A 20,053-nucleotide genomic window follows, 5' to 3' on the forward strand; every position below is an offset into this window, starting at 1 on the left:
ACTCCAGGGGTGCGCGCAACGCAAAGGCTGCCGGTATGGACGGCGTCGAAGTACATGGCGCGAACGGATATCTGCTCGACCAGTTCCTGTTGTCCGGCACGAACCGCCGCACGGACGAATACGGCGGATCGAGCGAGCGTCGGGCCAAGCTGCTATTCGAGGTGATCGAGACGGTTTGCGAAGTGTGGGGGCCAGAGAAGGTCGGCGTAAGGCTCTCTCCTCTTGGCACCTTCAACGACATGCACGACGACGATCCCGAGGCCACCTTTTCTTACGTCATCGAAAAGCTCAATCGATACGGGCTGGCTTATTTGCACATCGTCAATCCTGCGCTGGCGGCGACCGGTGAGGATGTGGCCTTCATCGACCGCGCGAAACGCATGAGCCAGATGATACGCCGCACTTATCAAGGTGTGCTGATGGTCGCCGGCGGGTTCGACGGCGGCAGTGCGGAAAGATGGCTCGAGGACGGCAACGCGGACCTGATCGCGTTCGGACGTTTGTTCATCGCCAATCCCGACCTGCCGGAACGCTTCCGGTCGCACGCTCCGCTCAATTCGCCGGATCCATCCACGTTCTACGGGGGCGGCGAGCGCGGATATACCGACTATCCGTCGCTCGCGCAGGAGCGCGGGGAAGCCCCACGGTCCGTCCCCGATGGGCGCTGGAGATAGACGGTGGCTGACGGCAAGTTCGCTGGCGTCACGCGACTATTTGCGATGGCCGCCGAGCCGGCGACCGATCGCGTTGAGAGGTGCACTCTGGCTGACACTACCTGGGTTGTCGTCGCCGACGGCAGCCGTGCTCGAATCTTCGAGACCCCGGGACTTAAACTAGACCTGCGGGAAATCGAAGACCTCGTCAATGTCGCCCCTAGTGGGTCGGCGCTGGGCGAGAAGGAGCGCGAAAAATTCGCGAAGACCGTCGCCGACCGCGTCGAACAGGGACGGCTTCATCACCGGTATCAGCGATTGCGATTTGCCGTGGAGCCGAAATTTCTCGGCTTGCTTCGCAAGCGTCTTAGCGAGGAGACGCGTCAGATGATTTTCGAAGTAATCAACGAAGATCTCTCGGCCCTCGATGCGCGCGAAATTCAAGCGCACCTGGCAAGGCATTGAAGGCGAACTGCCAGCGGCGTGCGGCAAGTTCGATTTCGACGCGGCGGGACATTACTCGCGTCCCGATATATTCGCCGTGGACAACCGTCCGAAGGCCGCCGTGTCGCTCATGGCTGGTCTCCCGTGATAGCGCTGTTGCGTGGATGGTCCTGACGTCCACGGGGGACGGTCAGGTATTTGAGACTGAGGAAAGCATAACAAATCACCGTAGCGGTCAGACCAAACAGGATGTAGCTGGTTCTGGGCAATAGCAGGGCAAGCCCGGTCAACACGAACACGACCAGGGTGTTGATGACCAACTGGCGCCGCAGCTGGGGACGCTCCATGAAATAGGCGTACTGCTTGCCAATGAAAAAGCAGACCGTGCCAATGACCAACAGTATCCGGAAATCGGATACCTGCATGTCGTCCAGGATCGCGTGCCGGATCAGGCTGGCCAGGATCGACAGGCCGATGAAAACGAAAAAATGCGAGTACGCGACCGAATGACCGGTCGTGAGCCTCTGTTTGGACAGCAGGTGAAAACTGTCAAAGTAGACCCACCAGATGCTGGATATCGTCACGAAGCCGGTGGCGGCGGTCACCAGCCTCTCCACAGTCCAGTTGATATTGGCCAGTCCCGCCGACAGGCTAATCACGGACTCTCCCAGTAAGATGAGCGTGAGCAGGCCCACACGCTCGATCAGGTGTTCGGTATGCACTGGGATGCCCTGGAGATGACGCGGCAAAAAAATGAGGAACGCAACCAGATCGAACAGTATTCCAAGGTAAAACACGACATATCGCTGTGGCGCCGGGAACAGGATCGAAGCGAGGCTGATGGTGGCGCCAGCGAGGGTCACCCACCCAACTGCCGTTGTGAGTTGCACGCTTTCCTTGTGCCGGTGTTTCGACACGAAATACATCATGGCGATGATGTATTTCGAACAAGCGTAGCAGACGATGATGGCCTCAAAGCTGGCCAGGAATCGTTGGTCGATCAAGCCTGAGATGATAATCATCAGGAACATGATGAACAGGGTTGCCAGCCGATGCTTCCGGTCATCCGCGTCGAACCGGTTGGCATATATCGTGTGGCTGACCCAAATCCACCACAAGGGTATGAAAGCGAGGACGTATTGCCAGAACTGGAGTGGGTCAAGATGACCCTCGTGCGTGTGGTTCAGGATATGCGTTACGTCACCGATCGCTACCACAAAAATCAGGTCGAAGAACAACTCGAGCCAGGTGGCACGGCGATTGGGTTCGAAATATTTTGTGTTGTGCATTTCGCCTAACAAGTAATGCTGACGCAACAACCGTCAGTGGTTGTTGCGTCGTAAGAAAGCATTTGGCTTGTGGACCTTCATGGGCCGCTTCGCGCGGACCGTGTCATCTTGCGTCGCCAGCTGCGCCTATACTATCCGCTTATCCACCGTAACCGGCAACGACCGCACCCGCTTGCCGGTGGCGTGACAGATCGCGTTGGCCACGGCCGCAGCCGTGCCACCCCGTCACTATCTTCATGCCCCGATAATTGGCGCTTTGGCCAGCCAGGGCCGGCATGATTCCGGCTCCCAGTCGTCCATGATCCGGGGGGAGTTGTCGCCGCAATCCACCTATAAGGAGCCTCGCCGTATAGCAAGATCGGTTTGTGGCGGCGTGACGCGAGCGCGTTTCGTTGTGCTTCGCTCCCCTGACGCTGTTCGTAGACATGGCTTGCCAAGGTTCGTGACCGCTTGCGCTCGAATGTATCAGCGGTAGGGTATTGTTGGGGACAGTGTCTGGGAACACCGCTCTCTAGCGTACACGCTTCCTTCTTTCATGCTACGAGGTACTGCCGCAGATACTCGGCGGTGCGGCTTTCCTTCGCGGGCACGATCTCCACTGGTGTGCCGCTCGCCACGATCTTGCCGCCGGCGTCGCCGGCGCCCGGACCGACGTCGATGACCCAGTCGCTCTGCGCGGCCACCCGCATGTCGTGTTCGACCACCACGACGGTATTGCCGGCATCCACGAGTCCCTGGAGTTGCACCATGAGCCGGTCCACGTCGGCGGGATGCAGGCCGGTGGTCGGCTCGTCGAGGATATACAGCGTGTCGCCGCGCTGCGCGCGTTGCAGTTCGGTGGCGAGTTTGATGCGCTGGGCTTCGCCGCCGGACAGTTCGGTGGCCGGCTGGCCGAGCCGCAGATAGCCGAGGCCGATGTCGCGCAGCGCTTTCAACGCGCGCATCACGCTGGCTTCGTCGGCGAAGAAGTCGCAGGCGGCGTCGACGGTCAGGCCGAGCACCTCGGCGATGTTTTTATCGCGCCACGTAACTTCCAGCGTCTGCGTGTTGTAGCGCGTGCCGTGACATGTCGAGCAGGGCGCGTAGACGCTCGGCAGAAACAGCAGTTCGACGCTGACAAAGCCTTCGCCTTCGCAAGTAGGGCAACGGCCTTGCGCCACGTTGAACGAAAAGCGGCCCGCGCTGTAGCGGCGCTTGCGGGCGAGCGGCGTGTCGGCGAACAGCTTACGCACGTGGTCGAACAGGCCCGTGTACGTGGCAAGGTTGGAGCGCGGCGTGCGGCCGATCGGTTTCTGATTGACGCGCACGAGTCGCCGCACGGCGTCCATCCCTTCGGCGATGCGGCCGCCGGTCGGCACGGCGGTGGCGGCGAGCAACGGGTCCTGCTCGTCGTCGTCCGGGTTTTCGAAGGCGCGTCCAAGGTGGCTTGCGACCAGCTCGGGCAGTGCCTGGCTTACGAGGCTCGATTTGCCCGAGCCCGACACGCCTGTGACGGCAGTCAGACAGCCGAGCGGAAACGCGGCATCGAGCCCGTGCAGATTGTTGCGCGTGATGCCGGCGAGCCGCAGCCAGCCGGCAGGTTTGCGCGGCATACGTTCGACCGGCGCTGGCGGCGCGAACAGATGCCGGCGCGTTTGCGACGCCTCCACCTTCGCGAGTCCGGCGGGCGGCCCGCTATAGACCACATAGCCGCCGGCTTCACCCGCTGCGGGGCCGACGTCGACCAGCCAGTCGGCGCGCCGCATCATCTGCAGATCGTGTTCGACGACAAACAGCGAATTGCCCGCCGCCTTCAATCCCTGCAGCGCGCTGAAGAGTGCTTCGCCATCGGCGGGATGCAGACCGGCTGATGGCTCATCGAGCACGTACACGACGCCGAACAACTGCGACGACAACTGCGTGGCGAGTCGCAGGCGCTGCAGTTCGCCGGATGACAGCGTCGGCGTGCTGCGCTCCAGTGCGAGATATCCGAGACCCAGATCGACCAGAGTCGTCAGGCGTTCGAGCAACTCGGCTGCAATGCGTTGCGCGGCGATTCGTTTTTCTTCGGACAGGTTGGGTGTGCGCCGAACATCGGGCGAGGCTTTGTGTGCGGAACCGCCTGCGGCGACCCGTTTATCGGCGGCATCGCGCATGGCGTTCTTGCTGAGCACGCTGCCTTTGCCTGCGTCTTTGCCCGAGTGTGCGACATCCGGCTCAGGCCACTCGCCACGTGCGATCGGTTCGAGCATCTCGGCAAGTCTGGCTAGCGGCAACTGAGCAAACTCGCCGATATCGAGCCCGGCAAACTTCACCGACAGCGCTTCCTTCTTGAGCCGCTTGCCATGACAGGTCGGACAGACGCTGCCGATCATGAATTGCGATACGCGTTTTTTCATCAGCGCGCTTTGCGTGTTCGCGAACGTGTGCAGCACGTAGCGGCGTGCGCCGGTGAAGGTGCCCTGATAGCTCGGCTCGTCATTGCGCTTGATCGCGGCGCGGGTTTCCTTTGGCGTGAGGCCAGCGTAGACGGGCGCGGTCGGCTGTTCGTCGGTGAAGAGGATCCAGTCGCGGTCTTTCTTCGGCAAGTCGCGCCACGGCGTATCGACGTCGTAGCCGAGCGTCACCAGAATGTCGCGCAGATTCTGTCCGTGCCACGCGGGCGGCCATGCGGCAATCGCGCGTTCGCGAATGGTCAGCGAGTCGTCGGGCACCATTGATTTTTCCGTGACCTCGTACACGCGGCCGAGTCCATGGCAAGTCGGACAGGCGCCTTGCACCGTGTTCGGTGAGAAATCCTCGGCGAACAGCATGGGTTGCTTTGGTGGATAGTCGCCGGTGCGCGAATAGAGCATGCGCACGAGACTCGACAGCGTGGTCACGCTGCCAACCGACGAGCGCGCGCTCGGCGTGCCGCGCTGCTGCTGCAACGCGACCGCGGGCGGCAGGCCTTCGATCGCGTCCACTTCGGGCACGCCGACCTGTTCGATCAGGCGCCGGGCATACGGCGCGACCGATTCGAAATAGCGCCGCTGCGCTTCGGCGTACAACGTGCCGAATGCCAGCGACGATTTTCCCGATCCCGACACGCCGGTGAAGACGACCAGCGCATCACGTGGAATCTGCACGTCGATGTTCTTCAGATTGTGTTCGCGAGCGCCGCGCACGCGCATGAAGCCGGTGAAAGCGGGTGCGTCGGATGGCGGCGGCGTCGAGCGAGCTTTGTTGGGGATGGCGTCCATTTCGATGAGTAGCGAATAAGCATGGCTCGGCGCATCGGGCGAACCCTAATGAAGGCGCACGGAGCATTTTCTATACCATGTTTGTGATATTACTCATCAGTCAGAAATATAGCGGACAGAAGGATGCCTGAAGAATGAGCGCACGAGCTTCGGGTTGCGTCCAATTTGTGCAAGCTGCTCGTGAATTCGCGGGCCCAGCTTTTTCGCCTTTTTGCAAAGGACGTCGCGCGACGCCGTTGCGCTTGACGTGACTCCACACCAACTCATCGGGATTTAGGTCCGGTGTGTAACCGGGCAGGAAATGCAAGGTTAGTTTTCCCTGCGTACTGGCGACATAGTCCTTGACGATGGCTTTCTTATGCGCCGGCAATCCGTCGACGATCAGATGTACCGCCTTCTTTCGATTGAACATCAGCTTCTTGAGCAACATGACAAACAACTCGCCGCTGAGCCCGCCTTCGTAAGTCGCAAACCAGAAGGCACCCTTCGAGTTGATGGCGGATGCCGCGCTCATGCTTTGCCGCTGGCCCGGCCGCTCGACAACGGGCGTTTCGCCGCGCGGCGCCCAAGTCTTGCCATGCACCGAGTCAGACCGAAAGCCCGATTCGTCCCAGAAGAAGATATCCGCCTTCTGCTCGCGAGCCTGCCTGGCAACGGCCGGATACGTGTCGTGCCGCCAGCGATCGATTACCTCCGGATCGCGCTGGTAAGCGCGCTGCAGTGGCTTTTGCGGCGTTAGGTTCAGGCGAGCCAGGATCGCACCGATCGATGCCAGACTTGGCGTCACGCCGAAATTTCTCTGCACCAGTTCGCGAACCAGATCGCGCGTCCACAGGCCGAAATCGAACCCATACTGCGTCGGATTCTTGCCATTGATCCATCGCAGCACCCGCTGTTCCTGCGTACGCGTGAGCGTGCGCGGACGACCCGTGCCTTTGGTCGAGCGCAGCGCCCGTACGCCACGGCCGTGCGCCTGGGCGCGAATCTTGTATGCCCACGAGCGATTCATCCCGAACGATGCCGCGACATCATCCGGATGCTCTCCTTCGGCCATGCGTTGCACCGCCAGGATGCGCATTTCTTCGAGCGTGTTGTGTGCCAGACTTCGACCGTCATGTTTCATGAACGCCCCCTTAATGATCTATCGTTCAAGCATAGACTATTTGTCCGCTAAATTCCTGACTTATGAGTAATTGGCATAGTAAAGAACGGCTATTGCATGAATCTTGAAGGAGCTCGGCGAGGCTATTGGGGCTCGAAGGTTGTCGAATCGGGGATGACCGCCGTGCCCGGCACTGTGGGGCACGCTCACCGCTTCGATCGGACCTGAAGCGCCAGCATGACAGCGGCACATTTGCCTAGACAGTCGAGGCTGTAAAGAGCCATCCTTAAAGATTTAAGCATGATGTGCGAGACCAGCATGAGGATGCTTGCAACGAATCCCGCACTGAAGAAAACGTAAAATCGAAGCAGAGCGCTGCTGATGAAAACCTCTGCGCCGCAGGCGACTGTGGTCCACACTGCGGTCGCCGCAACGAGGGCCACCACTTCGTTCGGACTCTCAATGCGAAGCAGTTCGACCGCGAGTTCGAATAGCGATAGGACGATAGTGAGAACGAGTGTCATATCGAACAGGGTCGCATAATCGGGCACCTCGTCGACGGACGACTGAAGGGGCACGCTCGGCCCTTTTGTCGGGAAGATTCCTGTCCATCAAAATCTCCTGGTGCTTGACCCGTGACCGATCGGAGCAGAACTGTCAGATCCTTTCTTCCACAGAGGCAGTTTCCAGCACTGCGGCCAGAATCATTGCTTTGATGTTTCGTGGTATAGGTTGAACACGTCTGGGTCGATATACGGCGTCGCCTCTTGCAATGGTCTGGCCGCTCAGGGAGCAGACCCCAACTTTCTTCGCGTTGCAGCGCCGCCATAGCTGTGCGCCATAGAAGCAGGAAGTCGAGTCGCTCCACGCAACAGTTGCCGAGGTCGGACCATCACGTTGGAGGAGCCGGATAACACATTTCCCAAAGTAGCTATCACCGCGCATCGGGCGGACGCGACTGGTCACAATGGGCAGATGCATTTCGCCTTCGCCCGATAGGAGGGCCATTGTTGATTGCCTCGTTCTGTGTCCTTCAAGGGGAGCTTGCATGATGCGGTTCCTCGATTCTCATTAGTCAATCGGGGAGGTCAGCCAGCTGACACGGGCAGCAACAGAAAGCCCCATGACTTGATCAAACGATCGTCGTTCGCGTTCCCGTCAGGCAGCGACGTTGGTTTTCTGAAAAGATGCCCTGCGCGATCAAAGTGAAGTGCGGGGTGCGCGCTGGTGCAGGTTCGGGTCGGGCACATGTATCACGTCGCTGGATTGGTTTCGGGTTTCGGATCTGCTGGCCCCGGTCGCCTTTGCCATGACTCACTCCTTCAACTCAAGCGTCGTATCAGGCCATGCTCAGCCTCGAGAGCAGCGCTTTTGCCGCTGCTTCCGACGAGGCGGGATTCTGGCCGGTAATCAGGCTTGCCGCGACGACAACGTATGATTGCCAATCCGGCCCCTTCGAATACTTGCCTCCATTCTTCTTCAACATGTCCTCGACGAGGAAAGGCACCACTTCCGTAAGACCGACGGCCGCTTCTTCTGAATTGGCAAAGCCGGTTACGGGTTTATCGCGCACGAGCGGAGAGCCATCGGGCGCCTTTGCATGACGGAGCACACCGGGAGCATGGCAAACCGCGGCGACCGGCTTTCCCGTCGCATACATGGTTTCGATCAATGCGATCGACTGCGGATCTTCTGCCAGATCCCAGAGCGGTCCGTGCCCGCCGGGATAGAACAAGGCGTCATAGTCGGCGGCCGAGACAGTTGAGAGCTTCGCTGTATTTGCCAGGGCCGCTTGCACTTCGTTATCCTTCTTGAAACGCCGGGTCGCTTCGGTTTGCGAGTCCGGATCGTCGCTCCTGGGGTCGAGAGGCGGCTGCCCGCCTTTTGGCGAAGCGAGCGTCATCTCGACGCCTGCGTCCTTGAACACGAAATAAGGCGCGGCAAACTCTTCGAGCCAGAATCCGGTTTTCCGGCCCGTATCGCCGAGCTGGTCGTGTGAAGTCAGTACCACCAGGATTTTCATGACAACCTCGCGAGTCCGTTCAATTCACGTTGCAACGAGCCGAAGAGCGGTGTCGTCGACCCAAGTCATTCTGGCAGTATAGGCGGCTGTCAGGAGCGCTGAGGGTGTTGCCGGTTTTGGTGCTGTGTTCTTTCCCGCCCCTTGACCACGTCGGTACGCAAGCGAGCCGCCTGTCGCCAGCACCCCCGTCAGTAATCGATGGTGATCCGGTTGTCGACCCGCATCACACCGGGGGCAAGCCATGCGACCCGCTCGGCTTCCTCGCGCTCAGCCCACGACCGGACCGTGCCGCGCAGGACGACCTTATTGCCTTCGGCCTCGACAGGGATATGCTGTGCGTTGACTTCCGCGTTGCGCTTGAACGCGTCGTCGATCTCGCGCTTGAGGTCCTCGTGCTTGACCTTCGGCTTGATCTCGATCTCGTTCGTCAGGCCGGTCACGCCGCTCACCCGCAGCGCCGTGTCGGCCGCGCGGCGGCGCTGGTAGTCCCATTCGACTTCGCCCTTCAGCGCCACGTGTCCGTCCCTGACGACTGCCTTGATATCTTCCGCCGCATAAGGCACCTCGGCCTTCAGTTCGGCAATCATCTCGCGCACGATCTCGGGATCGGGCCGCTTGTTGATCAGCGGCAACCGCACCTCCAAATCGTTTGCCACTCCCTCACGCCGCGCACACGCGTCGCGCACACGCGTCGCGTCCTCCTCGGCCTTGCGCCTTCGCCGGAAGCTGCCCGCTAAACCGGACAATGTGACCGAGCCGTCCTTGACCGCAACCACGATATCTGATGGATCGCACGTGGCGCTGCGCGTGGCCCGCGTGCGCGCGTTAGTCCCTCAGCAAACCGAGGAGGGAGCAGCGAGGAGAACCGACGACGACATCAAACGGGACGTGTAGTACGAACTGATGTGGGATCCGGATGTCGGCATCCGTCCACCGTAGGACAACGATAGGGCGCGTGGGGCAGATCTTCTTCCCTTCGCCTGCGCAGTTTTTGCGGAATGCTGCCGTACGTTCACATCCGAAAGCCGCGCAGCAGGAGCGCAGAGATCCGACACGTTCTTGCAGGAATGAGGAAGAAGTGCAACCGGCAAGGGCCTAGTCTCGATGTCATCGTTATCGGGTCAATGCTCACGTCGACGAGATCAGCGTCATCTCTTAGCCTGCATACGTGGTCGGGATCGCGATGATCGGCAGGCTCCATACGACCGTGACGCCTTACCCAGGCCGCGATGGGAACATCGATCGGACCTCACACACCCAACGAGGAGACATATCATGGCTAGGAGTGGCAATCGCGTAATAACATTCATGGGTCCGATGAAGATGGAACTGCAGACTTTCGACTATCCGAAGCTGGTCACGCCGACGGGCAAGAAAGCCAATCACGGCGCCATCCTCAAGATCGTGACGACGAATATCTGCGGCAGCGACCAGCACATCTACCACGGCCGCTTCGCCGCGCCTAAGGGCATGGTGATGGGGCATGAGATGACCGGGGAAGTCATCGAGGTCGGGCCGGACGTCGAGTTCATCAAGACGGGCGACATATGTTCTGTCCCGTTCAACGTTTCTTGCGGGCGCTGCCGCAATTGCAAGGAGCGGCACACTGATGTGTGCATGAACGTCAATGACGCCGTCGATTGCGGCGCCTATGGCTTCAATCTCGGCGGCTGGCAGGGTGGCCAGTCCGACTACCTCATGGTGCCTTACGCCGATTGGAACCTGTTGCCTTTCCCGGACAAGGACCAGGCGATGGAGAAGATCCGGGATCTCACGCTATTATCGGACATCCTGCCGACCGGCTTCCATGGTCTGATGGCGGCCGGGGCCAAGGTGGGCTCGACGGTCTATATCGCCGGGGCCGGGCCGGTGGGCCGGTGTGCCGCGGCGGGAGCTCGCCTGATCGGCGCGTCCTGCATCATCGTGGCCGATACCAACCGGGCGCGGCTGGACCTGGTGAAGAATAATGGCTGCGAGGTGGTCGATCTCACCAAGGACACGCCGGTGTCCGACCAGATCGAAGCGATCCTGGGCAAGCGGGAGGTGGATTGCGGCGTGGATTGCGTCGGGCTTGAGGCGCACGGCTGTGGTCCGGAGGCGAACAGCGAGCACTCGGAGGCGGTAATCAATACGCTTATCGAAGTGGTGCGGGCCGGTGGGGCGATGGGCGTCCCCGGCATCTATACCGACGCCGACCCGAAGGCGAGCACCGATCTGACAAAGAAGGGCCAGCTTCCCATTGCCTTCGGCAAGGCCTGGATCAAGTCGCCGAAACTAACGGCGGGTCAGGCACCCATCATGCACTACAACCGCGACCTGATGATGGCGATCCTGTGGGATCGGATGCCCTATCTTAGCGCCATGCTGAACACTGAGATCATCACGCTGGAGCAGGCGCCTGAGGCGTACAAGACGTTCAGCGAGGGATCGCCGAAGAAATTCGTCATCGATCCGCACGGCAGCGTGAAGAAAGCCGCATAGAGCCGGCAGGTGATACGGTGCGCTCGACCGCTCCTCCCCTTCCGGCGCCCCGATCCGTCACATGAGGCGGGTGAGATAGCCGGACGGGTCATCGACTCGCGAGGGCGCCCGAGATAGATCCGTAACATCACGCTGGAACATGGAGCGGGAAGTCGTGGCAAGCAATCTCGGCGTCGTCTATCGAGGGCCCGGCAAAGTCGCCGTCGAGACCCTCCGAGACCCCGTTCGGGCGCAAGCTCGATCACGGGGTCTAACAGACCTTGACGACTTCCTGCTCATAGAAGCCATCAGCCGGCTCGCAGGCGCGAACGACACACGTGCGCCTTTCGCGATGCACGTCGCACGCAGCCGTTTCTCTAATGCTGGGAGTAGCTATGAAAGCTGTTGTCTATAACGAGTCGGTTCCGCTCGGTTCGCCCGATGCCCTGACCGACACCACGTTGCCCGAGGCTGAGCCAACCGGGTACGACCTGTTGGTGGAAGTGCATTCGGTCTCGGTGAACCCGGTCGATACCAAGATCCGTGGCGGCGTGCTGCCGCCACCAGTGGTACCTAAGGTGCTGGGCTGGGATGCGTCTGGCGTGGTGCGCGCCGTGGGCGACAAAGTAACCCTGTTCAAGCCCGGCGATCGCGTCATGTACGCCGGTTCGCTATTACGGGCGGGCACCAACAGCGAGCTGCACCTGGTCGACGGGCGCATCGTCGGTCCGATGCCGAAGAGCCTCAGCTTCGAGGAAGCGGCCGCGCTGCCGCTGACCTCGATCACGGCGTGGGAGTTGCTGTTCGACCGTTTGCAAGTGCGCGAAGGCAAAAACCCGATCGGGATGCTGCTGGTCATTGGCGGCGCCGGCGGCGTCGGCTCGATACTGATCCAGCTGGCGCGCCAGCTGACCGGCCTGACCGTGGTCGCCACCGCATCGCGGCCGGAAACACGGGAGTGGGTGCGCGAGCTTGGTGCGCACCATGTGATCGACCACACGAAGCCGATGCCGGAGCAGTTGCGCGGCCTTGGCATTGACGAGGTCGATTACGTGGCGAGCCTGACCCACACTGACAAGCACCTGGTCGAAATCGCCGAGATGCTGGCGCCGCAGGGCAAGCTGGGGCTGATCGATGACCCCGAGTCGCTCGACGTGCCGATCCTCAAGCCCAAGAGCATCTCGCTGCACTGGGAATTGATGTACACCCGCTCGATGTACCAGACCCCGGACATGATCGAGCAGCACAATATTTTGGTCCGGGTCGCCGAGCTGGTCGACGCCGGCGTGCTGCGCACGACGCTGGCGGACCATTTCGGCACCATCAACGCGGCCAATCTGCGTCGCGCCCATGCCTTGCTCGAGAGCGGCAAGGCGCGCGGCAAGATAGTGCTGTCCGGCTTTTGAGATTTTGACGAACACGCCATGAAAACCAAAGCCATCGCATGAATCACACAATGAAAACTCTGCTTCTTCAACAAGCGGGACCGGACTACACACTGGTGCCGGCGAATGTTCTCATCCCCATGCCAGGCGCGGGCGAAGTCCGCCTGCGAGTGAGGGCCTCGAGCATCAACCCGGTGGACTTCAAGTTCGCGCGCAATGGCGCCGGCCTGACCATGCCCCACATCCTGGGCATCGATGCCGCTGGCGAGATCGATGCCTTTGGCCCGGATGTGACCGGATGGCAGCCAGGGCAGCGCGTGATGGCACTGACCAATCTGTATCGCTGGGGTGCCTATGCGGAGTACGTCGTCGTCGACGCGAGGGTATTGAGCCTTTTGCCGGACGAACTGTCGTTCGAGCAGGCTGCGGAGCTCCCTTGCGCCGGGCTGACGGCCTGGCAGGCGGTGCACCTGAAACTAAAACTGCAGCAGCCGGGCCAGACGGTCCTGATTACGGGCGCTGGCGGCGGCGTAGGGGGGTGCGGTGCAGATGTGCCGCCAGGCCGGCGCGCGCGTCGTCGCTACCGCATCACGTTTGGTGGACCGCGTCCGCTCCCTGGGCGCTGACGAGGTCGTCGACTACCGCCGGGGCGACGTGCTTGCCGAGGTCATGCGCCTGACCCAGGGCCGCGGGGTCGATGCGGTGATCGATCTGGTGTCGGCTGACTCGGCCACGGCCCTGCTGCCTTTGCTCCGCCACAACGGCGAGATGGTGTGCGTGGTTGGTCGACCACAGGACAAACACCTCCCGCCGTGGGAAAAAGCCATTTCGCTGCATGACGTGGCCCTGGGCTTCGCCTACCAGCACGGAGACGCCGACAACCTGCGTGACATCGCGTGCGCAGGCGAAACCTTGGCCCGATCGGTTGCGGAAGGACGCATCGATCCGCAGATTTCCCGCATAATTTCGCTCGACGAGGTGCCGACGGCATTGCGTGAGGCTGAAGCCGGACACACACAAGGCTAAGTGGTGATCAGGCTTTGAGCCGCCAGCAGGCTTATCCCACAGTTCAACCGTAAGATAGAAAGGAACCGATATGACCGTTGAAGTCATTGCCACGCTAGAGGCCCGCCCCGAAAGGGAAACCGACGTCGAGGCAGCGCTATGCGTGCTGCTCACGCATACCAGACAGGAACCGGGCATTCGTCGCTACGACCTGTACCGCGACAGCACACGACCCGCCACGTTCCATCTGATCGAGGCTTACGCGGACGAAGCTGCACTGGAAGCGCACCGCGAGAGCGCCCATTATCTCAGGTTTCGAGAGCAAGCCGGCGACTGGTTGATGGCTGCGCCAATGGTTGCCGTCCTCGACCCTGTTGCAGTTGCCCGGGATGAGTAAGTCCCAGGGGCAACGGGACGATGATGCTTTCGACGACAGTCCGGGTATACATCGGAGCCGAGCCGATCGACATGCGCAAGTCGATCGATTCGCTTTCGATGTTGGTCAGTCCGATGTTCGATCAGAACGCACTGTTATGTGACGAGACCAAGTATGTAGCGGCCAACCGCGAGCACGCAACCAGGCATTCGATCCCATGGCATTGGCAACGGCGTGGCAGTCACGCCTGCATCTTCCAGTCGCCCACGTCCATTGCCGCCTGGCGCACTGCTTCGGAACGCGTGGGATGTGGATGACACGTAAGCGCGATGTCTTCTGCGGCCCCCCCGAAGGCCATGGTCAGGCATGCTTCGCCAATGAGTTCGCCGGCCTGCGGCCCGATGATGTGCACCCCCAGAATGCGGTCAGTTCGCGTGTCAGCTAGGATCTTTACGAAACCCTCGGTCTCGTGGTTGATCTTGGCGCGGCTGTTCGCAGAAAAGGGAAACTTACCCGCCTTGTAATCGACTTGAGCTGCCTTCAACTGCTCCTCTGTCTGGCCGACCCAAGCCACTTCGGGAGTGGTGTAGACCACGCTCGGGACAAGGCTGTAGTCGACGTGGCTGTACTGGCCGGCAATCTGGTTGATGCACGCTATGGCGTCTTCCTCGGCCTTGTGGGCAAGCATTGGGCCGTAAGTAACGTCGCCGATGACCCAAACACCGTCAGCAACCTTGAAATGTTCGTGAGCGAGGAAGCCGTTTCGGTCGGCCTTCACACCGATTGATTCAAGTCCCAAGCCCTCGGTGTAAGGGCGGCGTCCAATCGCTACAAGAACGACGTCACCTGAGACGGTCTCCGAAGCGCCGCCTGTGGCGGGCTCCGTGGTCAGTTGCACGCCGTCTTCCTCTGTCCTGGCGGCCGTTACCTTGGTGCCTAGCTTGAAAGTGATCCCCTGCTTTACCAATGCACGCTGCAGGGTAGCAGCCGTTTCTGCATCCATGCCTGGAGTGATGCGGTCCAGGTACTCGACCACCTCAACCTGTGCGCCCAAGCGATGCCAGACGGAGCCCAGTTCCAGGCCGATGATGCCGGCGCCAACGACAATCAGCTTGTTCGGCACTGTTGCAAGCGATAGCGCGCCGGTGGAATCGAGGATCTTTCCTTCCTTGAAGGCGACACCAGGCAGTGGGGTCGGTTCAGAGCCGGTGGCGATGACGATGTGCTTCGTTTCGAGGGTCTTCACTGAGCCGTCGGCGGCGGCAACCTCGATCTTGCCTTGCCCGACGATCTCTCCTTTGCCTTTGATCCAGTCTGCTTTGTACTTCCGGAACAAGAACTCGACACCTGCCGTTAGCTTGTCGACGCTCTCGTCCTTAGCTTTGTGCATCTGGCCAAGATTCAGTGTCGGCTGGACGTCGATGCCAATTTTTGCAAACTCGCTGTTGGCGGCGTCCCAGAGCTCGGAGGCGTGCAACAGCGCCTTTGACGGCATGCAACCTACGTTCAGGCAGGTGCCGCCCAACTTGTCGCGCATCTCAACGCATGCAGTCTTCAGGCCCAGTTGGCCTGCTCGAATCGCGGCGTTGTAGCCGCCAGGCCCGCCGCCAATGATGATGACGTCGTAGGATGGTTGGGTCATGGTTCTTCTCTAAGATGTTTCAGGGTTGAAGTCGGTATGATCCGGGTGACGCGGGGCGATGAAAGAAGCCTGTACTCCGATGTCTTCGCCTACCCGCTACGCCAGACAAACCGAGGGCAGTCACATTCCGTTTCGCGATGGCTTCGGCGCCCAGGGAAAGTATGCCTTCTCATTGCCGAAGAGGGGGGGTAACATTCAAGGCCTTGTTCCTCGAGGTGCGGCATGCCTCATCAACAGCGGACTCGCAGCAACCCGACGTGACCAGCGACAGCATCGATACATGGCTCGAGGCCAGTTCGATGGTCTTCGCATTCATGCGCTTGGCCAGGAAACGTTCGAGGTCGGGCGAGGTGGTGCGGTCGTTTGCCGAGACCGCGTACCACGTCGGCTTGGCGCGCCACGCCGCCTGCGTGGTGCGCGAGGCAAACAGCGTGTCGGAGATCGGACCCTGCTCGGCGTAGAGCACCCTGGCCCTGGCCGGATCGACGTCGCCGGCGAAGTCATGCAGGACGGCGTCTTCGCACGGCTGGGCAAAGCGGCCCGACTTTTCAAGCAAGTGTCGCAACAAGTCGATGGACTGGCCGACCGCCTTCGCGCGCCCGATTCGCGCGGCCGCGCCGTGTGCGAACCAGGCAGCCAGGTCCGGCCGCTGCCAGCGACGCGCATATTCGGCCAGCTGTCGCCGGATGTGGCCGAGGAGGCCGAGGAGGCCGCGCGCGGACTGGCCATTGGCCTTGCGCTCGCCAAGGAAGTGCGCCACCGCGTCGCGCGACGACAGGCCTTCATACCTCTTCATACCAGGCGCGCAGCGCGGCGAGCGAGGCGGCATCCGGAAAGTCCGGGGGGATCTGCAGGCTTTGGGTCTTTTTGTCCGCGCCAGATCCTGGTATCGCACTGGATTATGGGCGACGGCGAGTTCCAGGACTCGGTAGAACAGCATTCCGCGGCTACGTGAGCGCCGGTGGTTGAAGCGGAACACAAATTCGTGAGGTAACTTGGCAGATGGGTCGCGTCCACTGCTCCCTGATGAGTGCCGAGCAGCCGGCGTTTTGCCAGGGACGCGATCCGATGCACACCTGGTAGCAGCGCCGGATTTTCGCCGCGCGCGCTGGCCGCCCGCTGGCTGCGGCGATCATGGATGTAGCCTCTCTTCTCCAATCCTCGGTAGGCCTGCCAACCATCGGTGAGCACCGTTGGGCCTACCTCGACGTTCGCCGACACGAAGGCCAGCAGAGATTCCGCCGAGGCATTCGCCACGGGCATCATACGGCAGCGGCCGAATCCCTCAGGCTCAATGATCTCCACAGCGACACATGTCAGTACCTTTTTCCCTTGAGCGCGCCCACCAGACAACCCTGGATCGAGCCCACCGATGTAGGTCCACCTCTACCTTGCCGCGCAGGAGTTCCCGATCGGGGCGGATCAGCACGGATCGCAACCGGTGCAGCATGGCCCAAGCCGTTTGGTATGAGCCGATCTCCAAGGTGCGCTTCAGGCTCAAAGCCGAAATTCCGTCCTTGCCGGAGGCAAAGTGCCAGCAGGCAGCGAACCAGACCGTGAGCGGCGTACGAGTCCGGTCGGAAATGGTTCCTGCCTGCCGCCGCACAATACTACGCGTCGCCCAGTGCTCTGCCAGATCGCATAGCAAGTCGGTCCACGCTTTGTAAGTAACCAGTGACGAGGGCGCCCGACTCAATCCATATCCCGGTGGATCCGGGGCTACTACTTCGTAGCCGGCGCCGTGCAGTAGCTTGCCAATCGGCGCAAACAGCCGGCCGTATCCTCCACCTCCATGCGCTGCGATCACCGTCTGCGGCGCAGCAGCTTAGGGGAACCGATGAACATGGATCGATGCGCCTCGCCAATGGAGCCACTCTTCATTCGGACGATGGCGGCGGCTACTCGCGCATGTGTGGGGAAAAAAGGACTGGTACTGTTCCCAATAGGTCTCGGTCTTGTAGCTTGCCTGGGGCATCGATAGATTGTGTGGCTAAACGCGGTATCCATCTGTCGGGGTCGGGACCTGCTGATTCGCCGGACGCTTCACTTGGATGCGTCATGGCATTGCACGGAATTGGGTGGGGAGCGGGAAGTGGCCGCGCAGGCCGAGGCGCGACTGAGGTTTCCGAGGATTATGCTGCCTCGATCACTCGTGCCACGTCGCCGCGGCATTCGGCGCACTTGCCCACCAACAACAAGTCGCCACCCTTGATGGTGCCACTGAAGTTGGTGATCGTGACTTCGTGGCGGCAGTGGGCGCACCAGACATTGGCCAGCAAACGCTGGCGGATGTTGGCAGGTATGGACTCCCAACGTAGGCGAGCCGGTTCGGTGAAGTCGGGTAGTGACGCAACGCCCATGGCTCATTCCTCGAACAAATCGGAGTGCGTGCCCGCGCGTACGAAGACGACGGTGTCGCCCGCCAATTGGTAGATCAGCAGGAAATCCCCGCCGATATGGCATTCCCGATGGTCAGCCCAGTCGCCTTTGAGCGGATGGTCCAGCCACTCCGGGCCCAGCGGCACGTCGTTGGCGATGAGCAGCAGCATCGCCTCTTTGAGACGATTCAGGTCGTAACGGCCGGAGCGGGAGAGGCGTTCCCAGTCCTTGAGGAAAGTTTTAGTGTAGTCGCACGCCCTGGGTGGTACGGCCCGCTTACTGCTGGCGGGCTTTTTCGAGGTCATCGAGCAAGGCGTCTGCGGATTCGAAACGGGCAGTCCGTGCCTTCATCATCGCGCGGGACTCTTCCATGGCCGTACGGGTCCGTTTGTTGGGCACTTTGAGCTCAAGCGGAAAGGCCTGGTCGTTGACCACACGCTTAAGGAGAATGCGCACAGCATCGGACACCGAAAGCCCCATGGCCGCCAAGGCCTCGCTGGCCTGGGCTTTGATTTCGTCGTCCACCCGAACGTGCAGCATCGTGGAATGAGCCATGATCAGATCCTCCATTGATCCTTATTTTGTATCTCTTTTGCGATACAGTCAAGAACCTCGAGCCAACGGCGTGCACGGGTTGGTCCGCCTTCAGGTGGCGTTCGATGCATTCCGGGTCGCCGTTGTTGACGATGAACCGCCGCGTGTAAGTGCCTGACTCTTCTATAGCCATCTTCGCCCCCACAGGCGAAACGGAGAAAAGAGACAGACTGGGGCCCGAGAAAGTGGCCGATTCCGGGGATTCTGGCAGGCTGCCACCCGCAGCATAACCCGCCAAAACCCCGAGCCACTTAGGGATTTCGGGCAAGAAAATGGCCCAGAGAGGAGTCCAAGCCCTTGGATGGGATGGTGGGAGAGGGAGTCGAAGTCACGTCCGCTGGGCGGGACAATTGACTGGATCAAGTGATCCAGGGTGCGCGCCTCTTTGAAGAGCAACAGCAATTGCGCCTTCCGCAACGGCAAAGCAAGGAAGCCGAACGGGGTATCGAGCTTCGCTGTTTCGTCATCGCCCGGATGCCGATGATGACTTCGCTGCCTGGGGCTAAAGCGCAATTAATCGCCGGCATTTTCACTCCGGCTCCAGTTGTAGAAGGCCTGGCAGAAAAGCATGGGGATCACGCCGTCGGCCTGGCAAACGCGCGCAACCAGGGCTCCAAATGGGCAATGTCGAACGTGCCCGACTCCAACATCTGAATCATCTCGCCGTAGATTTGCATCGGCGGACGCTGCAAGCGCCAGCCGTTGATGCGCAAGAACACATCGGCGGCCGCGAAGGCGATCCGCTTGTTGCCGTCCACAAAGGGATGGTTGATGGCGAGACTCTCGAGCAGCGCCGCCGCCTCGGCCAGAATGTCCTCGTAGTAACCCGTCTGCGGCCTGAATAGCGCGGCCTCTAGCGCGCCGGGATCACGGACACCGGGTGCGCCGCCATAGCGTTGCATCAACACGGTGTGCATTCCGAGCACATCGGCTACGGTCAGGTAGTCACGCCCGCTCATCACCGATCACTTGGCCAGTTCGCGGTAGAGGCTGTCGAATTCGTCGAGGCTAGACGCGAATGACGCCATCACATGACGGCGCGGGCGGTCCTTCTGCTGGCGCTCGATGTAGTCCCGCAGCGCCTCGTCGAGCACCGCCTGGAACTGGCGCCCCTGCGCTTCGGCAATCTGACGCAACGCCGCCAGCACCTCAGGCGCGGCTTGGGAGGAAAATTTTTCGCGGGCGACAGTGGTCATGGCCGACTCCATCATGATAAATCTTGACGTTTCATGATAGAACAAGACGGGGAAACTTGCCACCGCGCAGACGATTGGGTCGTCAACCACGGGTCGTGGTGGATAGCAAACCGACCGCCGTAACATGTTCCTCCATCCATCAATGGGCCGGCATGAGGCGGCGGCCTGCGCTCAGGTCGCTTCGTCTCCGCTTGGCTTTGCGGCCACGGCGTGTGGGGTCGTGCCGGGTGAGGCCGTCCAGCCAATCCGATGTCGTTCCTGCGTGGCCTCATGCCGGGCGTCGT

The 20,053-nt window shown here is 61.0% G+C and carries 22 protein-coding genes and 2 pseudogenes; 8 read left to right on the top strand and 16 right to left on the bottom strand.

Going from position 1 to position 20,053, the window contains the following annotated elements; genetic code table 11:
* Positions 1-674, top strand: a pseudogene (locus CF70_RS19385) (alkene reductase); the annotation flags it as partial.
* Between the two features lie 3 nt (positions 675-677).
* Complete coding sequence (locus CF70_RS19390) at positions 678-1,118, top strand: host attachment protein (RefSeq protein WP_346430181.1); 441 nt, start codon at positions 678-680, stop codon at positions 1,116-1,118.
* A gap of 107 nt (positions 1,119-1,225) precedes the next feature.
* On the opposite strand, the gene CF70_RS19395 is transcribed toward CF70_RS19390, so the two are convergent.
* The 7 genes and pseudogenes from CF70_RS19395 to CF70_RS38805 form a co-directional block, all read right to left on the bottom strand.
* Positions 1,226-2,386 (bottom strand): low temperature requirement protein A, encoded by a 1,161-nt coding sequence (locus CF70_RS19395; protein WP_035868096.1) that lies wholly within the window; start codon positions 2,384-2,386, stop codon positions 1,226-1,228.
* A 533-nt stretch (positions 2,387-2,919) separates the two neighbouring features.
* Entirely contained in the window at positions 2,920-5,607 is a 2,688-nt protein-coding gene (locus CF70_RS19400; protein ID WP_035868098.1) for an excinuclease ABC subunit UvrA, read from the bottom strand.
* 96 nt (positions 5,608-5,703) lie between these two features.
* A protein-coding gene (locus CF70_RS19405) for an IS630 family transposase (RefSeq protein WP_152561852.1) occupies positions 5,704-6,730 on the bottom strand; the annotation gives its coding sequence in 2 pieces (ribosomal slippage) (positions 5,704-5,808 and positions 5,810-6,730; 1,026 coding nt in all).
* Between the two features lie 636 nt (positions 6,731-7,366).
* Positions 7,367-7,759 (bottom strand): DUF3331 domain-containing protein, encoded by a 393-nt coding sequence (locus CF70_RS38995; protein ID WP_081862244.1) that lies wholly within the window; start codon positions 7,757-7,759, stop codon positions 7,367-7,369.
* 289 nt (positions 7,760-8,048) lie between these two features.
* Positions 8,049-8,732 carry a type 1 glutamine amidotransferase domain-containing protein gene (locus CF70_RS19415; RefSeq protein ID WP_035868101.1) on the bottom strand — a complete coding sequence of 228 codons (684 nt, stop codon included), beginning with the start codon at positions 8,730-8,732 and terminating at the stop codon, positions 8,049-8,051.
* A gap of 188 nt (positions 8,733-8,920) precedes the next feature.
* Positions 8,921-9,319, bottom strand: a complete 399-nt coding sequence (locus CF70_RS19420; RefSeq protein ID WP_346430182.1) for a BON domain-containing protein — start codon at positions 9,317-9,319, stop codon at positions 8,921-8,923.
* A gap of 105 nt (positions 9,320-9,424) precedes the next feature.
* A pseudogene (locus CF70_RS38805) lies at positions 9,425-9,517 on the bottom strand (ornithine aminotransferase); the annotation flags it as partial.
* A gap of 490 nt (positions 9,518-10,007) precedes the next feature.
* On the opposite strand from CF70_RS38805, the gene CF70_RS19425 reads away from it, so the two are divergent.
* The 6 genes from CF70_RS19425 to tnpB all read left to right on the top strand — a co-directional run bounded on the left by CF70_RS19425 (position 10,008) and on the right by tnpB (position 14,275).
* A complete protein-coding gene (locus CF70_RS19425) occupies positions 10,008-11,213 on the top strand; it encodes an alcohol dehydrogenase catalytic domain-containing protein (protein ID WP_051648669.1) in 1,206 nt (401 codons plus the stop codon).
* Between the two features lie 374 nt (positions 11,214-11,587).
* On the top strand, positions 11,588-12,598 hold the full coding sequence (locus CF70_RS19430; protein WP_035868104.1) for a zinc-binding alcohol dehydrogenase family protein: 1,011 nt from the start codon (positions 11,588-11,590) through the stop codon (positions 12,596-12,598).
* A 50-nt stretch (positions 12,599-12,648) separates the two neighbouring features.
* The gene (locus tag CF70_RS36990) at positions 12,649-13,203 is read left to right on the top strand and encodes an alcohol dehydrogenase catalytic domain-containing protein (RefSeq protein WP_200876772.1); all 555 of its coding nucleotides are present in this window, start codon (positions 12,649-12,651) and stop codon (positions 13,201-13,203) included.
* The gene (locus CF70_RS36995) at positions 13,175-13,603 is read left to right on the top strand and encodes a zinc-binding dehydrogenase (protein WP_200876773.1); all 429 of its coding nucleotides are present in this window, start codon (positions 13,175-13,177) and stop codon (positions 13,601-13,603) included. The genes CF70_RS36990 and CF70_RS36995 overlap by 29 nt, the downstream gene beginning before the upstream one ends.
* Positions 13,604-13,673: 70 nt before the next feature.
* Positions 13,674-13,979 carry a putative quinol monooxygenase gene (locus CF70_RS19440; RefSeq protein WP_035868105.1) on the top strand — a complete coding sequence of 102 codons (306 nt, stop codon included), beginning with the start codon at positions 13,674-13,676 and terminating at the stop codon, positions 13,977-13,979.
* A gap of 23 nt (positions 13,980-14,002) precedes the next feature.
* Positions 14,003-14,275 (top strand): IS66 family insertion sequence element accessory protein TnpB, encoded by a 273-nt coding sequence (gene tnpB, locus CF70_RS39000; protein WP_414629464.1) that lies wholly within the window; start codon positions 14,003-14,005, stop codon positions 14,273-14,275.
* Here tnpB and lpdA read toward each other — a convergent pair.
* The 9 genes from lpdA to CF70_RS19475 all read right to left on the bottom strand — a co-directional run bounded on the left by lpdA (position 14,200) and on the right by CF70_RS19475 (position 19,769).
* Positions 14,200-15,600: a dihydrolipoyl dehydrogenase gene (lpdA, locus tag CF70_RS19445; protein WP_035868106.1), complete on the bottom strand. Its 1,401-nt coding sequence runs from the start codon at positions 15,598-15,600 to the stop codon at positions 14,200-14,202. The genes tnpB and lpdA overlap by 76 nt on opposite strands.
* Positions 15,601-15,769: 169 nt before the next feature.
* Positions 15,770-16,495 carry a hypothetical protein gene (locus CF70_RS38060; RefSeq protein ID WP_414629463.1) on the bottom strand — a complete coding sequence of 242 codons (726 nt, stop codon included), beginning with the start codon at positions 16,493-16,495 and terminating at the stop codon, positions 15,770-15,772.
* Entirely contained in the window at positions 16,393-16,953 is a 561-nt protein-coding gene (locus tag CF70_RS39005; protein WP_160172276.1) for a transposase, read from the bottom strand. The genes CF70_RS38060 and CF70_RS39005 overlap by 103 nt, the downstream gene beginning before the upstream one ends.
* Complete coding sequence (locus tag CF70_RS38065; RefSeq protein ID WP_235185128.1) at positions 16,892-17,407, bottom strand: alpha/beta fold hydrolase; 516 nt, start codon at positions 17,405-17,407, stop codon at positions 16,892-16,894. Before CF70_RS38065 ends, CF70_RS39005 begins: the two co-directional genes overlap by 62 nt.
* 325 nt (positions 17,408-17,732) lie before the next feature.
* Positions 17,733-17,960, bottom strand: a complete 228-nt coding sequence (locus tag CF70_RS19455; protein WP_035868109.1) for a hypothetical protein — start codon at positions 17,958-17,960, stop codon at positions 17,733-17,735.
* Positions 17,961-17,963: 3 nt separating this feature from the next.
* Positions 17,964-18,284 carry a type II toxin-antitoxin system YafQ family toxin gene (locus CF70_RS19460; protein ID WP_035868112.1) on the bottom strand — a complete coding sequence of 107 codons (321 nt, stop codon included), beginning with the start codon at positions 18,282-18,284 and terminating at the stop codon, positions 17,964-17,966.
* Positions 18,256-18,534 (bottom strand): type II toxin-antitoxin system RelB/DinJ family antitoxin, encoded by a 279-nt coding sequence (locus CF70_RS19465; protein WP_035868124.1) that lies wholly within the window; start codon positions 18,532-18,534, stop codon positions 18,256-18,258. Before CF70_RS19465 ends, CF70_RS19460 begins: the two co-directional genes overlap by 29 nt.
* 614 nt (positions 18,535-19,148) lie before the next feature.
* Positions 19,149-19,532, bottom strand: a complete 384-nt coding sequence (locus CF70_RS19470; RefSeq protein ID WP_035868114.1) for a type II toxin-antitoxin system death-on-curing family toxin — start codon at positions 19,530-19,532, stop codon at positions 19,149-19,151.
* A 6-nt stretch (positions 19,533-19,538) separates the two neighbouring features.
* Positions 19,539-19,769, bottom strand: coding sequence for a hypothetical protein (locus CF70_RS19475; RefSeq protein WP_035868127.1), 231 nt, complete (start codon positions 19,767-19,769; stop codon positions 19,539-19,541).
* Positions 19,770-20,053 lie beyond the last annotated feature (284 nt).

The organism is Cupriavidus sp. SK-3, from assembly GCF_000611145.1.
In the GTDB taxonomy this organism is placed as follows: Bacteria; Pseudomonadota; Gammaproteobacteria; order Burkholderiales; family Burkholderiaceae; genus Cupriavidus.